The 15,491-nt window shown below is 63.6% G+C and carries 14 protein-coding genes; 6 read left to right on the top strand and 8 right to left on the bottom strand.

Translation table 11 applies throughout. The features are described 5' to 3' along the window. The first annotated feature begins 126 nt into the window (after positions 1 to 126). The 5 genes from AC0L3I_RS04750 (at position 127) to AC0L3I_RS04730 (ending at position 5,849) form a co-directional block, all read left to right on the top strand. Positions 127 to 1,281 (top strand): ABC transporter substrate-binding protein, encoded by a 1,155-nt coding sequence (locus AC0L3I_RS04750; protein ID WP_473484068.1) that lies wholly within the window; start codon positions 127 to 129, stop codon positions 1,279 to 1,281. Between the two features lie 214 nt (positions 1,282 to 1,495). Beyond that, on the top strand, positions 1,496 to 2,494 hold the full coding sequence (locus AC0L3I_RS04745) for an ABC transporter ATP-binding protein (protein ID WP_473526131.1): 999 nt from the start codon (positions 1,496 to 1,498) through the stop codon (positions 2,492 to 2,494). Between the two features lie 127 nt (positions 2,495 to 2,621). Then, positions 2,622 to 3,587 (top strand): ABC transporter permease, encoded by a 966-nt coding sequence (locus AC0L3I_RS04740; protein ID WP_473526130.1) that lies wholly within the window; start codon positions 2,622 to 2,624, stop codon positions 3,585 to 3,587. Then, complete coding sequence (locus AC0L3I_RS04735; RefSeq protein WP_473526129.1) at positions 3,577 to 4,392, top strand: ABC transporter permease; 816 nt, start codon at positions 3,577 to 3,579, stop codon at positions 4,390 to 4,392. The genes AC0L3I_RS04740 and AC0L3I_RS04735 overlap by 11 nt, the downstream gene beginning before the upstream one ends. 29 nt (positions 4,393 to 4,421) lie before the next feature. Then, entirely contained in the window at positions 4,422 to 5,849 is a 1,428-nt protein-coding gene (locus tag AC0L3I_RS04730; protein ID WP_473526128.1) for a gamma-aminobutyraldehyde dehydrogenase, read from the top strand. A gap of 141 nt (positions 5,850 to 5,990) precedes the next feature. Here the strand turns inward: AC0L3I_RS04730 and AC0L3I_RS04725 are convergent, their stop codons facing one another. The 8 genes from AC0L3I_RS04725 to AC0L3I_RS04690 all read right to left on the bottom strand — a co-directional run bounded on the left by AC0L3I_RS04725 (position 5,991) and on the right by AC0L3I_RS04690 (position 13,975). Beyond that, the gene (locus tag AC0L3I_RS04725) at positions 5,991 to 6,152 is read right to left on the bottom strand and encodes a hypothetical protein (protein WP_473526127.1); all 162 of its coding nucleotides are present in this window, start codon (positions 6,150 to 6,152) and stop codon (positions 5,991 to 5,993) included. Between the two features lie 225 nt (positions 6,153 to 6,377). Continuing rightward, positions 6,378 to 6,725 carry a formate dehydrogenase subunit delta gene (locus tag AC0L3I_RS04720; protein WP_095493685.1) on the bottom strand — a complete coding sequence of 116 codons (348 nt, stop codon included), beginning with the start codon at positions 6,723 to 6,725 and terminating at the stop codon, positions 6,378 to 6,380. Further along, positions 6,715 to 7,545 carry a formate dehydrogenase accessory sulfurtransferase FdhD gene (gene fdhD, locus AC0L3I_RS04715; RefSeq protein WP_473484049.1) on the bottom strand — a complete coding sequence of 277 codons (831 nt, stop codon included), beginning with the start codon at positions 7,543 to 7,545 and terminating at the stop codon, positions 6,715 to 6,717. Before fdhD ends, AC0L3I_RS04720 begins: the two co-directional genes overlap by 11 nt. 3 nt (positions 7,546 to 7,548) lie before the next feature. After that, on the bottom strand, positions 7,549 to 10,425 hold the full coding sequence (gene fdhF / locus AC0L3I_RS04710) for a formate dehydrogenase subunit alpha (RefSeq protein WP_473526126.1): 2,877 nt from the start codon (positions 10,423 to 10,425) through the stop codon (positions 7,549 to 7,551). Positions 10,426 to 10,435: 10 nt separating this feature from the next. After that, positions 10,436 to 11,992: a formate dehydrogenase beta subunit gene (locus AC0L3I_RS04705; RefSeq protein ID WP_473526125.1), complete on the bottom strand. Its 1,557-nt coding sequence runs from the start codon at positions 11,990 to 11,992 to the stop codon at positions 10,436 to 10,438. Next, a complete protein-coding gene (locus AC0L3I_RS04700; RefSeq protein ID WP_473526124.1) occupies positions 11,989 to 12,468 on the bottom strand; it encodes a formate dehydrogenase subunit gamma in 480 nt (159 codons plus the stop codon). The genes AC0L3I_RS04705 and AC0L3I_RS04700 overlap by 4 nt, the downstream gene beginning before the upstream one ends. Before the next feature lie 134 nt (positions 12,469 to 12,602). After that, on the bottom strand, positions 12,603 to 13,502 hold the full coding sequence (locus tag AC0L3I_RS04695; protein ID WP_473526123.1) for a LysR family transcriptional regulator: 900 nt from the start codon (positions 13,500 to 13,502) through the stop codon (positions 12,603 to 12,605). 95 nt (positions 13,503 to 13,597) lie between these two features. Then, positions 13,598 to 13,975, bottom strand: coding sequence for a VOC family protein (locus AC0L3I_RS04690; protein WP_473484036.1), 378 nt, complete (start codon positions 13,973 to 13,975; stop codon positions 13,598 to 13,600). Positions 13,976 to 14,217: 242 nt separating this feature from the next. On the opposite strand from AC0L3I_RS04690, the gene AC0L3I_RS04685 reads away from it, so the two are divergent. After that, entirely contained in the window at positions 14,218 to 15,393 is a 1,176-nt protein-coding gene (locus AC0L3I_RS04685; protein WP_473484034.1) for an Mrp/NBP35 family ATP-binding protein, read from the top strand. The last annotated feature ends 98 nt before the right edge of the window (positions 15,394 to 15,491 follow it).

Here is a 15,491-nt window from a genome sequence, read left to right as displayed (position 1 = left end):
ATTTCACAGCACCTTCATGATCGGGACCAAGCCGCCACGACAGTGCGGCGCCCCTTGGAGTCGCGCATGTTCCTTTCCGAAACCGGAACCGGTTTTCGGGGTCATCCGCCAAATGGGAGATCGACGATGAATTCATTCCTGAAATCATGCACTGCATTGACGGTCGCGCTGACCTTCTCCGGCCAGGCGATCGCTCAGGTGACGGAACTCGGCAAGGGCGAAGGCCAGGTCAACATCGTCGCCTGGCCCGGCTACATCGAGCGCGGCGAAACCGACAAGGGCTACGACTGGGTCACGTCCTTCGAGAAGGACACAGGCTGCAAGGTCAACATCAAGACCGCCAACACATCCGACGAGATGGTCGCGCTGATGAACGAGGGCGGCTTCGACCTCGTTACCGCCTCGGGCGACGCTTCGCTGCGCCTCGTCGCCGGCAAGCGGGTCCAGCCGATCAACACCGATCTCATCCCGAGCTGGAACACGGTCGACGACCGGCTGAAGGATGCGCCGTGGTTCACGGTTGGCGGCGTCCACTACGGCGTCCCCTACCAGTGGGGACCGAATGTGCTGATGTACAACACCGAGGTGTTCAAGGAAGCGCCGAAGAGCTGGAACGTCGTCTTCGAGGAGATGACCTTGCCCGACGGCAAGTCGAATAAGGGCCGCGTCCAGGCCTATGACGGGGCGATCCACATCGCCGATGCCGCCAACTATCTGATGTTTCACAAGCCGGAGCTAGGCATCAAGGATCCCTACGAGCTGACCGAGGATCAGTACAAGGCCGCCCTCGATCTCTTGCGCGTCCAGCGCACGCTGGTCGGACGCTACTGGCATGACGCCGCCATCCAGGTCGACGATTTCCAGAACGAAGGCGTCATTGCTTCCGGTTCATGGCCCTACCAGGTCAACACGCTGGCTGCCGCCAAGAAGCCGGTCGCTTCGACCGTTCCCCAGGAAGGCGTCACCGGCTGGGCCGACACGACCATGCTGGCGGCCGAGGCGGCCAACCCGAACTGCGCCTATATGTGGCTGGAGCATTCGCTGTCGCCGAAAGTGCAGGGCGATGTCTCCGCCTGGTTCGGCTCGCTGCCGGTGGTGCCGGCTGCCTGCAAGGGCAACGAACTGCTCGGTGACGAAGGCTGCAAGACCAACGGCTACGACAATTTCGAAAAGATCAAGTTCTGGAAGACGCCGGTGTCGAAGTGCGCCACCCAGAACGATCAGTGCGTGCCTTACTATCGCTGGGTGTCGGACTATATCGGCGTCATTGGCGGACGGTGAGTTCCCTTACCCTCCCCCTTGTGCGGAGGGTCGACGCGCAGCGTCGGGGTGGGGGTCCGCTCGGCAGTTCTTGCCAAATAACCCCACCCGCGGCTTCGCCGCGACCTCCCCACAAGGGGGAGGTAGGGCGTCGCGCAAGTTCGCTGGCCCCGCCCGCTATCCGTGGCGGCGCCGGCGATGTCAACACATCAAACCGGCAACAGACTGACAGCCCATGACAGCAGCCGTTTCCTTCCAAAAAGTCTCGCGCCATTTCGGCAGCGTGCGCGCCGTCGATATGGTCGATCTCGACATCGTGCCGGGCGAGTTCTTTGCCATGCTTGGACCTTCGGGTTCCGGCAAGACAACCTGCCTACGTCTGATCGCCGGCTTCGAGCAGCCGACATCGGGCTCGATCTCCATCTTCGGCGAACGTGCCGAAGGCGTTCCGCCCTATCGCCGCAACGTCAACACCGTCTTCCAGGACTACGCGCTGTTTCCGCATCTGAACGTGCTCGACAATGTCGCCTACGGGCTGATGGTCAAGGGCGTCGGCAAGCTCGAGCGGAAGAAGGCGGCCAAGGAGGCATTGTCGCTGGTGCGGCTTCCTGGCTACGGTGCCCGCCGTCCCGGCCAGCTTTCCGGCGGCCAGCGCCAGCGCGTCGCGCTCGCCCGCGCCCTGGTCAACCAGCCCAAGGTGCTTTTGCTCGACGAGCCGCTTGGCGCGCTCGACCTCAAGCTGCGCGAGAACATGCAGGAGGAGCTGAAGTCGCTGCAGAAGGCGCTCGGCATCACCTTCGTCTTCGTCACCCACGACCAGGGCGAGGCCCTTTCGATGGCCGATCGCGTCGCCGTCTTCAACGACGGCAAGATCATGCAGATCGGCACGCCGGAGGACATCTACCAGCGCCCGAAGACGCGCTTCGTCGCCGATTTCGTCGGCTCGTCCAATGTGCTGCCGCCAGACTTCGTCCAGCGTTATTCCGGCCAGCATCGCTGGGGCAGCTTGCGGCCTGAATCCATTCGCATCGGCCGGGCGGCCAAGGGCGACGGCGTTGCCGCTCGTCTCGTCTCGACCAATTATCTCGGCGCCACGACAAGACTGGCGCTCGACGCCGACGGGTTGAGATTGCATGCGATCGTGCCGGCCGGTGCCACATTGCCGAAGGAAGGTGAGACGGTCGTGCTCACCTTCAACCGCGAGCACCTGCATTTGATGGACGAGCCGGCATGATGGCGCGCCTCTTCTGCAACGTTGGTGATTGGCGAAAGCAGTCGCGACAGCCAATCTCCCCCCTCGTGGGGGAGATGTCCGGCAGGACAGAGGGGGGCGCGAAGGATCGCGACCTGTCGAAGAAACCATGACTCTGACCGCGACCCAGGCAAAATCTGCCCCAGCCCTCCTTCCTCGCGCCGGCGGCCTGCGCGGCGCGCTGTCGGACCTGTTCTGGCGCAAGCCGAAGCTGCTGCTGCTCTTGATGCTGCTGCCGCCGGTGCTGTGGCTCGGCATCGTCTATATCGGCTCGCTGTTCGCGCTGCTCTTGCAGAGTTTTTTCTCAATCGACGAATTCTCCGGCCTTATCAATCGAGAACTCACGCTGAAGACCTATGGCGACCTGCTGCAGGCCGCCAATCTCGACATCATCCTGCGCACGGTGACGATGGCCGCTCTGGTCACGCTCGCCTCGGCGGTCATCGCCTTCCCCATCGCCTATTACGCGGCGCGCTATGCGCGCGGCCGCTGGAAGGCGCTGTTCTATCTCGGCATCATGCTGCCGCTATGGTCGAGCTATCTGGTCAAGATCTACGCCTGGAAGCTCATCCTCGCCAAGGAAGGCATCCTGACCTGGCTGCTCGCCAAGCTGCATTTCCTATGGCTGCTCGATGGCTGGCTGTCGCTGCCGATCGTCGGCGGCAATTCTCTGTCGGTGTCGTCCACCGGCACCTTCATCGTCTTCGTCTATGTCTGGCTGCCCTTCATGATCCTGCCGGTGCAGGCGGCACTCGAGCGCGTGCCGGGCAATCTGGTCGAGGCCTCGTCCGATCTCGGCGCCTCGCCCGGCCAGACCTTCCGCAACGTGCTGTTCCCGCTGGCGCTGCCGGGCGTCGTCGCCGGCTCGATCTTCACCTTCTCGCTGACGCTCGGCGATTACATCATCCCGCAGATCATCGGCACTTCACGGCTGTTCATCGGCCAGGCCGTCTATTTGCAGCAGGGCACCGCCGGCAACATCCCGCTCGCCGCCGCCTTCACCGTGGTGCCTATCGTCATCATGGGTTTCTACCTCTGGGGCGCCAAGCGCATGGGAGCCTTCGATGCACTCTGATGGCTCACCATCCGCTCCTCTCCGCCTGAAGGTCGCTGCTGCCGGCGGCCTGCTGTTCCTGCATCTGCCGATCTTCCTGATCTTCATCTATGCCTTCACGACCGAGGAAAGGAGCTTCGTCTGGCCGCCGCCGGGGCTGACGACGCAATGGTTCGCCGTCACCTGGAACCGACCGGACGTGTGGCAAGCGCTGTCGCTGTCGGTCCAGGTCGCCGCCATCTCGACACTCGTCGCCCTGGTCCTCGGCACGCTCTGCGCGGCCGCCGTTTCGCGAACACGGTTCTTTGGCCGCGAAACCATCTCGCTGCTGGTCATCCTGCCGATCGCACTGCCCGGCATCATCACCGGCATCGCGCTGCGTTCGGCCTTTTCGCTGGCCGAGATTCCGTTCTCGTTCTGGACGATCGTGCTCGGCCACGCCACCTTCTGCGTCGTCGTTGTCTACAACAACGCCGTCGCCCGCTTCCGCCGCACCTCCGGCTCGATGATTGAGGCGTCGATGGATCTCGGCGCCGACGGCTTCCAGACCTTTCGCCATGTCGTGCTGCCCAACATCGCCACCGCGCTGCTCGCCGGCGGCATGCTCGCTTTCGCGCTGTCGTTCGATGAGGTCATCGTCACCACCTTTACCGCCGGCCAGCAGCAGACGCTGCCGATCTGGATGCTCGAGGAACTGATCCGTCCGCGCCAGCGCCCAGTCACCAATGTCGTGGCCATGGTGGTCGTGCTGGTGACGCTGCTGCCCATCCTCCTTGCCTACTACCTGACCCGCGACGGCGACCAGATCGCCGGTTCGGGCAAATGACGTCAAGAATCCATAAGGGAGAGACTTCCATGGACACAAAGATGCTGATCGGGCCGAAATTCGAGAAGGGCACCGAAACCGAGGAGCCGATCCTCAATCCGAAGACCGGAGCGACTATCCTCAATCTGCCTGAAGCCAGCCAGGCGCAGATCGGAGCCGCGGTGCTGGCGGCCGAGAAGGCCTTCGTCACCTGGTCGCGCACCACACCGGCGCAGCGCTCGGGTTATCTGCTAAAGATCGCCGATCGCATCGAGGCCGCGGCACAAGATTTCGCCGCCCTCGAGGCGCTCAATTGCGGCAAGCCGATCAATGCCGTGCTCAACGACGAAATCCCGGCGATCGTCGACTGCTACCGCTTCTTTGCCGGCGCTGTCCGCTCTATGCCGGGTCAGGTCGCCGGTGAATACATTCCGGGCCACACTTCGATGGTCCGCCGCGATGCCATCGGTGTCGTCGCCTCGATCGCGCCATGGAACTATCCGCTGATGATGATGGCCTGGAAGCTGGCGCCGGCGATTGCCGGCGGCAACACGGTCGTCTTCAAGCCGTCCGAGCAGACGCCGCTGACCACATTGAAGCTGGCCAAGATCCTCGCCGACATCTTGCCGGAAGGCGTCGTCAACGTCGTGCTCGGCAGAGGCGACAGTGTCGGCAACACGCTGATCAACCACCCGAAAATCAACATGATCTCGATCACCGGCGACGTCGCTACCGGCAAGAAGGTGCTGCAGGCCGCCGCTAAATCGGTCAAGCGCACGCATCTGGAACTCGGCGGCAAGGCGCCGGTCATCGTCTTCGACGACGCCGATCTCGACGCGGTGGTCAGTGGCCTGCGCGCCTTCGGCTACTACAATGCCGGCCAGGACTGCACCGCCGCCTGCCGCATCTATGCCGGCAAGAAGATCTACGACAAGCTCGTCGCCGACCTTTCCTCGGCCGTCTCGACCATCAAGTACAACCGCCCCGACGATACCGAGAACGAGATCGGGCCGTTGATCTCACGCCGCCAGCGCGACCGCGTCTCGAGCTTCGTCGAACGCGCCTCGGAGCTGAAGCACATCGAGATCACCACCGGCGGCAAGCCGGGCGAAGGCTCCGGCTTCTTCTACCAGCCGACCGTTGTCGCCGGCGCGCTGCAGGAAGACGAGATCGTGCGCCGCGAAGTGTTCGGGCCGGTCGTCTCGGTCACTCGCTTTTCCGAGGTCGACGAGGCGGTGAACTGGGCCAATGACAGCGACTACGGCCTCGCCTCGTCGGTGTGGACCAAGGATGTCTCGCGCGCCATGGCGACAGCGGCACGGCTGCAATATGGCTGCACCTGGATTAACACCCACTTCATGCTGACCAACGAGATGCCGCATGGCGGGCTGAAACAGTCCGGCTACGGCAAGGACATGTCGCTCTATGCCCTGGAAGACTACACGGCCGTCCGCCATGTGATGGTGGCGCATGGCTAACGCCTTTTCCTTCTCCCCGTTGACGGGGAGAAGGTGGCCCGAAGGGCCGGATGAGGGGCAGCACAAGTCTTGCTCAGCTGGTTCCGCCCCTCATCTGCCCGCGGCGTCGATCTGCCACCTGGCGCTGACATCGCTACCGCCTCACTCGTCCCATGCCTGCACGACGGTCTGCCGCGCAATCTGGCCGTCCTTCAGCTCCAGCATCGCCGCGCAGAACACATTCGTGCCGTCCGGATAGGCGCATGCCTGGGTGAAGGCGAGGTTGTTGCCATCGGCGATGGTGGTGTCGACCTTGTGGGCCATCGCCCGGCTGCAGATGTCGTCCAGAATGTGCTGATCGCCGCGCGTCCGCGAATTTCGCGTGCTTGCTCGGCGGATTGTTGCGGTCGATCACCCGCACCAGCGCGTCATCGGCATAGAAGCTCGCGAGCTTTTTTCCGTCACGGCCAGAGGCGCGACGCTTACGGCAGATCAAACGTTAGAAGATGGGAATGCAAGCGTATGGGCCATGAGAGGCACGTTTGCTGACTACTTCTGCGAAGCGGCGATCCCGGCATTCGACTCACCGGCCCCAGGGCCTTTGCCGCCTGGAACGACGCCCCCGGCATCGGCGCGGAAGCCCACTGCTTCCGGTGCAGCCGGCCGCTTGATCCTTGCCGAGGCGGCCACGACAAGCTCGTTGAAGCCTTCGCCACCGCCGTCCAGCATTTCGAACAACTGCCGCCGCATCCTCGGTTCCCAGAACTTGTTGATATGCTCGGCGACGCCGGCAATGCCTTCCTCGCGCGGCTTGGAGTGAAAAAAGGCGGCGATCTGATTGGCCATGCGGACCAGCTTCTCGCTGGTGCTCATGATGTGGCCTTCGTCATGCGACATGCTTGGCAACTCCCGAAACCACCCGTTCGGGGTGGGTGAAGATATCGAAATCATTGCCGCGCACCAAAGCCACCAGCGTCATGCCGGCGTCCTCGGCGGTGCGGATGGCAAGTGCCGTCGGCGCCGAAACGGCGATGATGAACGCAGCGCCGATCGCCGCCGTCTTCTGCACCATCTCGACCGAAACGCGCGACGTCACCACGACGGCACCCAAGGTGCCATCGATGCCGGCTTTGGCGAGTGCGCCGGCCAGCTTGTCGAGCGCATTGTGGCGGCCGACATCCTCGCGCGCCATGACGATACCCTTGCCGGAGATATAAAAACCGGCGGCGTGGACCGCGCCGGTCTCGGCATGCAGCGGCTGCACTTTCGACAAAAGCTTGACCGAACGGACGATGTCGTCCGCCGTAAGCGTAAGTTTTGACGAACCGACCGTCTCGACCGAACGCATCGCCTCCTCGATCGACTCGATGCCGCACAACCCGCAGCCGACCGGTCCGGCCAGCCGCCGGCGCCGCGCCTCGAAGCGCGTATTGGCCTGGTCCTTTAGCCTGATCTGGATGTCGATGCCGGCGCCGTGATCTTCGACTTCGATCGCCTCAATTTCTTGCCGGTTGGCGATAATGCCCTCGGTCAGCGAGAAGCCGAGCGCGAAATCCTCGAAATCGGCGGGACTTGCCATCATCACCGCATGGGTGGTGCCGGCAAAGGAGAACGCCACCGGCGTCTCTTCCGGCACCATCCGGTTGGCGGCCGCAGTGCCGCCGGCGCGGTGCGCCAGCCGCGAGATCTGCGTCGTGGCTTTGCGGCGCGCGCTCAACGATTACTCCGCTGCTTCCAAGGTCGCGATGCGACGGCTGTTGCGGGCCTGCTCGTCATAGTCGAGCTGCCATTCCGACGGTCCGTTGGACGCGCCGACCTGCACCGCCGTCACCTTGTATTCCGGGCAGTTGGTCGCCCAGTCGGAGAAGTCGGTGGTGATGACGTTGGCCTGCGTGTCTGGATGGTGGAACGTTGTATAGACCACGCCCGGCGACACCTTGTCGGTGATCAGCGCGCGCAGCGTCGTCTCGCCGGAGCGGCTGGTCAGTCGGACCCAGTCACCGTCGCGCAGGCCGCGGTTTTCGGCGTCATGCGGGTGGATCTCGAGCCGGTCCTCGCTATGCCACATGATATTGTCGGTACGCCTGGTCTGCGCGCCGACATTGTACTGCGACAGGATGCGGCCGGTGGTCAGCAGCAGCGGGAAGCGCGGTCCCGTCCTCTCGTCGGTCGCCACATATTCGGTGCGGATGAACTTGCCCTTGCCGCGCACGAAGCCGCTGATATGCATGATCGGCGTACCTTCCGGCGCCTGCTCGTTGCACGGCCACTGCACCGAGCCCATCTTGTCCAGATAGTCAAAGGAAACCTTGGCGAAGCTCGGAGTCGTCTTGGCGATCTCGTCCATGATTTCCGACGGATGCTGGTAATTCCAGTCAAGCCCCATCGTCTGTGCGAGCTTCTGCGTCACTTCCCAGTCGGCCAGCCCGTTCTTCGGCGCCATCACCTTGCGCACGCGATTGATGCGGCGCTCGGCATTGGTGAAGGTGCCGTCCTTCTCGAGGAAAGTCGAGCCGGGCAGGAAGACATGCGCGTAGTTGGCGGTCTCGTTGAGGAAGAGGTCGTGGACGACGACACATTCCATCGCCGCGAGGCCCGCGGCGACATGCTTGGTGTCGGGGTCGGACTGCAGGATGTCCTCGCCTTGCACATAGAGGCCCTTGAACGAGCCGTCGACGGCGGCGTCCAGCATGTTGGGGATGCGCAGGCCGGGCTCATCGTCGAGCTTGACGCCCCAAAGGCTCTCATAGATATCGCGCACCGCGTCGCCGGAGACGTGACGATAGCCGGGCAGCTCATGCGGGAACGAGCCCATGTCGCAGGAGCCCTGCACATTGTTCTGGCCGCGCAGTGGGTTCACGCCGACGCCTGGCCGGCCGATATTGCCGGTCGCCATGGCGAGGTTGGCGATGGCGATGACGGTGGTCGAACCCTGGCTGTGCTCGGTCACGCCGAGGCCGTAATAGATCGCGCCATTGCCGCCGGTGGCAAACAGCCGTGCGGCGCCGCGGATCTCTTCGGGATCGACATTGGCAAGCTGGCCGACAACTTCCGGGCTGTTTTCCGGCAGCGCCACGAACGACGCCCAGTCCTGGAACTCGTCCCAGTCGCAGCGCTCGCGGATGAAGGCCTCGTCGAACAGGCCTTCGGTGACGATGACATGCGCAAGCGCGGTGACCACGGCGACATTGGTGCCGGGCTTCAGCGGCAGATGATGCTGCGCCTCGATATGGGCCGAGCGCACGATGTCGGTGCGGCGCGGGTCGAGCACGATCAGCTTCGCGCCCTTGCGCAACCGCTTCTTCATGCGCGACGCAAAGACCGGATGTGCGTCGGTCGGATTGGCACCGATGATCATCACCACGTCGGTCTGCTCGATCGAATCGAAATCCTGGGTGCCTGCCGAAGTGCCGAATGTCTGGCCAAGACCATAGCCGGTCGGCGAATGGCAGACGCGGGCGCAGGTATCGACATTGTTGTTGCGGAAACCCTGTCGGATCAGCTTTTGCACCAGATAGGTTTCCTCGTTCGTGCAGCGCGACGAGGTGATGCCGCCGATCGAGGTTCGGCCATACTGGTACTGGATGCGGCGGAACTCGTTGGCAGTGTGGGTCAGCGCTTCGTCCCACGACACTTCGCGCCATGGATCGGTGACCTTTTCGCGGATCATCGGATTGAGGATGCGCTCCTTGTGGGTCGAATAGCCGTAGGCAAAACGGCCCTTGACGCAGCTATGGCCACGGTTCGCCTTGCCGTCCTTGTAGGGCACCATGCGCACCAGCTCGTCGCCGCGCATTTCGGCCTTGAACGAGCAGCCGACGCCGCAATAGGCGCAGGTGGTGACCACCGAATGCTCCGGCTGGCCGATCTTGATCACCGACTTCTCGGAGAGCGTCGCTGTCGGACAGGCCTGCACGCAGGCGCCGCAGGACACGCATTCGCTGTCGATGAACAGCTGATGCATGCCGGCCGACACCCGGCTTTCAAAGCCGCGGCCCTCGATGGTCAGCGCGAAGGTGCCTTGCACCTCCTCGCAGGCGCGCACGCAGCGCGAGCAGACGATGCATTTCGACGGATCATAGGTGAAGTACGGGTTGGACTCGTCCTTCGCCATCCATTTGAAGTTTTCTGCGCCGTCGTTCTTCTTGAAAACGTGGTTGTCGCCCTCATAGCCGTAGCGCACGTCGCGCAGGCCGACGACTCCGGCCTGCGTCTGCAATTCGCAGTCGCCGTTGGCCGCACAAGTCAGGCAGTCGAGCGGATGGTCGGAGATGTAGAGCTCCATCACGCCGCGGCGAATGTCCTTCAGCCTTCCGGTCTGCGTGTGCACGACCATACCCGGCGCCACCGGCGTCGTGCAGGAGGAAGGCGTGCCGTTGCGGCCGTCGATCTCGACCAGGCAGAGCCGGCAGGAGCCGAAGGCATCGACCATGTCAGTGGCGCAAAGCTTCGGGATGGCAATGCCGGCCTCCATCGAGGCGCGCATGATCGAGGTGCCTTCCGGCACAGTGACGGTGAAGCCGTCGACGGTCAGCGTCACCTGCTTCTCGGAGGTCGAGGCCGGTGTGCCGTAGTCGATTTCCTGAACGAGACCCATGGCGAGACTCCTATTCTGCTGCTTCGGCGACCGGCGCCGGCTTGAAATCATCGCGGAAGTGATTGATTGCGCTCATCACCGGATAGGGCGTGAAGCCACCCAGCGCGCAGAGCGAACCGAACTTCATCGTGTTGCAGAGGTCGGTCACCAGCTCGATCTGCTTTTCCGGCTCTATACCCCTGGCGATCTTGTCGATCGTCTCGACGCCGCGCGTCGAGCCGATGCGGCACGGTGTGCACTTGCCGCAGCTTTCGATGGCGCAGAACTCCATGGCGAAGCGCGCCTGCTTCAGCATGTCGGCTGTGTCGTCGAACACGGTGATGCCGGCATGGCCGATCAGCCCGTCCTTGGCGGCGAATGCCTCGTAGTCGAAAGGCGTGTCGAACAGGGAGCGGGGAAAATAAGCTCCCAACGGACCCCCGACCTGTACCGCCTTGACCGGCCGTCCAGTCGCCGTGCCACCGCCGATGTCGTCGACGATCTCGCCAAGCGTCATGCCGAACGCCGCCTCGAACAGGCCGCCATATCTGACGTTGCCGGCGATCTGGATCGGAATGGTGCCGCGCGAGCGGCCCATACCGAAATCCTTGTAGAAGGCAGCACCCTTGTCCATGATCACAGGCACCGAGGCCAGCGAGATGACGTTGTTGATCACCGTCGGCTTGCCGAACAGGCCCTGGATGGCCGGCAGTGGCGGCTTGGCGCGAACGACGCCGCGCTTGCCTTCGAGGCTATTCAAGAGCGAGGTTTCCTCGCCGCAGACATAGGCGCCGGCGCCGACGCGGATCTCCATGTCGAAGGCGTTGGGCGAGCCCAGCACGTTGAGGCCGAGCAGGCCGGCCTGGCGGGCGACCTCGACCGCCTTCTGCATCATCGCCACCGCATGCGGATATTCCGAGCGGATATAGACAAAGCCCTTGGTCGCGCCGGTGGCGATGCCGGCGATCGCCATGCCTTCGATCAGCACGAAGGGATCGCCCTCCATGATCATGCGGTCGGCGAAGGTGGCGCTGTCGCCCTCGTCGGCATTGCAGACGATGTATTTTTTGTCGGCCGTCGTATCGAGCACCGTCTTCCATTTGATGCCGGTCGGGAAGCCGGCGCCGCCGCGGCCACGCAAGCCCGACTCTGTCACCTGTTTGACGATTTCGGCCGGCGCTAGTCCCACGGCGTTCTGCAGGCCCTTCAGCCCGCCATGCGCCTTGTAGTGATCGAGCGACAGCGGATTGATGACGCCGCAGCGCGCGAAGGTCAGCCGCGTCTGCTTCGCCAGGAACGGGATCTTGTCGGGCGCACCCAACCAGCGCTTGTGGTAGCCGCCGGTGAGAAAGCCACAGTCGAAAAGGCTTTTGATGTCGGACGGCTTTACCGGGCCATAGGCGACGCGGCCATTGGCTGTCGCCACCTCGACCATCGGCTCGAGGAAATAGGCGCCGCGCGAACCATTGCGCACGATCTTGGCCTCGATGCCGCGATCGGCCAATTCCTTTTCGATCGCCTTGGCGACCTTTTCAGCACCGAGCGCCAGCGCGCCGGAATCGCCGGGAACGTAGATGCGCGGGATCATGAGCGCACCTCGGCAACGATCTCGTCGAGCTTTTCGTCATCGAGCCGGCCGATCACCTCGCCATCCAGCATTGCCGATGGCGCGCAGGCGCAAAGGCCGAGGCAATAGACCGGCTCCAGTGTCACCGATCCGTCGCGGGCCGTCTCGTGGAAGCCGATACCCAGCAATTGCTTGAGCTTGGCGGCAATGGCGTCCGAGCCCATCGACTGGCAGGCTTCCGCCTGGCAGAGCTTCAGCACATGCCGCCCGGCCGGGTGGCTGCGGTAATCGTGGTAGAAGGTGACGACGCCGTGCACCTCCGCCTTGGAGATGTTCAGCGCCTCGGCGATCACCGGCAGCGCGTCCTGCGGCACATGGCCGAACTCTTCCTGGATGCCGTGGAGGATCGGCAACAGCGGGCCTTCGAGGCCCTTCAACTCCTGGACGATCGCCGCAGTGCGCGACGCGATCTCGGTACTTGCAGGCTGCATTGTCATGCAGCGCCCTCCCTGGTCGTAGTAATCTTCCGCTAAGTGCTTAGGAAATCAGAGGAAACCCACCAAATCAATAAAGCTGATCCGTTGCTCGATAGAAATCTTCTATCGATGCCGTCCAGCCTGCAATCTCTAGCTCAGTGGCGGGCGCGGAAATCGTCTGCCAGCGCCATCGCCTCGTCCAGCAGCGCCGAGACCAGTGGGGTGTGCGGCTCGCGCGGTGTCGCCACCAGCCCGACGGTGTGGCTGGCGTCCGGCTCGACGATCGGAATTGCCCGGATCGGCTCGGAAAAGCCGAATGTTTCCGAGAGGTTGAGCGGCATGATCGACGACCATTTGCCGGTACGGATATGGGAGAACAGCACGATCATCGAATTGGATTCGAGCGTCGGCCGCACCTGCGTGCCGGCTTCGGCAAGGTGCTGGTCGATGATGCGGCGGTTCTGCATGTCCGGCGTCAACAGGCAGAGCGGCAGCTGGCTGAGTTCCGCCCATGTCACTTTGTCGCGGTCGGAATACGGGTTTCCGACCGCAGTGATCAGCTGATAGCGCTCGTCATAGAGCGGCACGCTGGTCACCCGCCCGAGCGGCTCGTTGTCGAGATAGGTGACGCCGGCGTCGATGTCGAAATTGCCGAGCAGCGACAGCACCTCGATCGAGGTGCGCGACAGCACCGAGAAGGTGACGCCGGGATGTTTTGCCCGAAAGGGTGTCGTCAGCCGCGCCACCATGGCTAGCGCCGTCGGGATGGCGGCGATGCGGATGCGCCCCGAAAGGCCGTGACGCGCCGCCCGCATCTCCTCGCGCATGGTGCGGGTATCGCCGACGATGCGGCGCGCCCAGACCAGCACCTGTTCTCCCTCCGGCGTCAGTCCCTGGAAGCGCGAGCCGCGCAAAACGAGCATCACGCCGAGTTGGCCCTCCAGTTGCTTGATGCCGGCCGAAAGCGTCGGCTGGGTGACGCCGCAAACCTCCGCCGCCCGGCCGAAATGCTCCTCCCTGGCCAGCGTGATGAAGAATTCCAGCTTGTCGATCATGAGCGGACGCTACCCGGCCAAGTGAGGTTACGCCAGGTGCATGCTGTTTTTGCTTGGCGAATCCTCATGCGGCCGAAGCTTCGCCTCCGTCCAAGCTAACGGTCGACCAGGTTCAGAATGTTGCCGTCAGGATCCTTGAACCAGGCGACCTTCATGCCGTAGCCGACATGGATGTCGCCTTCCAGCGTCAGGCCCGGCATATCGTAATGTTCGAAGACGACGCCCTTCGACCTTAACGCGCTGACAATTTTTTCGATCTCGTCGCCGACCATCCAGGTTACCGCCGTCGCTTTGTTGGTTCCGGCGAACATCGAGCGATACACGTTGATGCTGGTGTCACCGCATTTGTAGACGATCAGTTCGCCCCCCTCGTTGTGAACCTCCGTCAGACCCAGAACGCCTTCATAGAAGGCCTTGGCCTTGGCCAGGTCCTTCACCGCGAGATTGGCCGTTGCGTTGCTGTTTGCGAGCATGATTGGTCTCCTTTCCTTGCTGGCGAGCACGTCCGAAGCCCTGCAACAAGATAGGGCTGCTTCGTTTTCCGGCGACCGCAGCTTGTGCGATTGGCGTGCCTCTTCCCTAAAGACGTTTTGTCTCCCGCAAATCCCGACAAGCAGACGCGAATTTTGAAGCCCTGCCACTGTGCGTGTCGTTCCGCCGCTTGGTTCTGTTCGGGAACTGCATTATCTCAGGCGGAAAGCAGAGGAAAAAGCTCATGTCCGTCACCAAGGAAATCGTCATCGAGCGCCTGAAGACGGTCAACGGACCGGACTTCACCGGCAACATCGTCGACCTCGGCATGGTTTCCGAGATTTTCATTGCTGATGCCAAGGTCTTCTTCTCGATCACCGTCCCTGCCGCCCGGGCTCAAGAGATGGAGCCGTTGCGCGCCGCCGCCGAACGCGTCGTCAAGGCGATCCCCGGTGTCGCCGGCGCCGTGGTTGCGCTGACGGCGGAAAGGAAAGGCGGCGGCATGGAGGCTCCGGTTCCGCAAAGGCCCGCTCCCAGGCCCGCGCCGGCCGCACCCGCTGCCGCGCCACGACCGGCCCCGCATGCTCCAGCCTCGCACAGCCAGGGCAAGCGCGGTGTTCCCGGCATCGAGGCGATCATCGCTGTTGCTTCCGGCAAGGGCGGCGTCGGCAAGTCGACCACCGCCGTCAACATCGCGCTAGGCCTCGCCGCCAACGGCCTGAGGGTCGGCGTGCTCGATGCCGACATCTACGGCCCGTCGATGCCGCGGCTGCTCAACATCCATGGCCGGCCGCAGACAGTCGACGGCAAGGTCCTGAGGCCGATGGAGAATTACGGCCTGAAGGTCATGTCGATGGGCTTCCTCGTCGATGAGGAGACGCCGATGATCTGGCGCGGGCCGATGGTGATGTCGGCATTGACGCAAATGCTGCGCGAGGTCGAGTGGGGTCCGCTCGATGTGCTCGTCGTCGACATGCCGCCCGGCACCGGCGACGCGCAGCTGACCATGGCCCAGCAGGTGCCGCTGGCCGGCGCCGTCATCGTCTCGACGCCGCAGGATCTGGCCCTGATCGATGCCCGAAAAGGCCTCAACATGTTCAGGAAGGTCGACGTGCCGGTGTTGGGCATCGTCGAGAATATGAGCTATTTCCTCGCCCCCGACACCGGCAAGCGCTACGACATCTTCGGCCATGGCGGCGCGCGCCGCGAGGCCGAGCGTCTCGGCGTCACCTTCCTCGGCGAAGTGCCGCTCGAGATGGGCATCCGCGAAAGCTCCGATGCCGGCACGCCGGTGGTGGTCTCGAAGCCCGATAGCGCCGAGGCGAAGATCTACCGCGACATCGCCTCGAACGTCTGGGGCAGGGTCAACGAAGAACGCGGCGCGGCCGAAGCCGCCGTGCCAAGCATCGTGTTCGAGTGATCCCCTCCCCCTTGAGGGGAGGGTGGCCCGAAGGGCCGGGTGGGGGGGGGGGGCGCCGCGGCCGCGACCGAGTTAGAAAAAAATTTAGGGGGGCGGGG

This window comes from Mesorhizobium sp. WSM4840 (assembly GCF_055811755.1).
The sequence above is the reverse complement of the archived record's forward strand: the minus strand, read 5'-3'. Positions and strand labels throughout refer to the sequence as shown.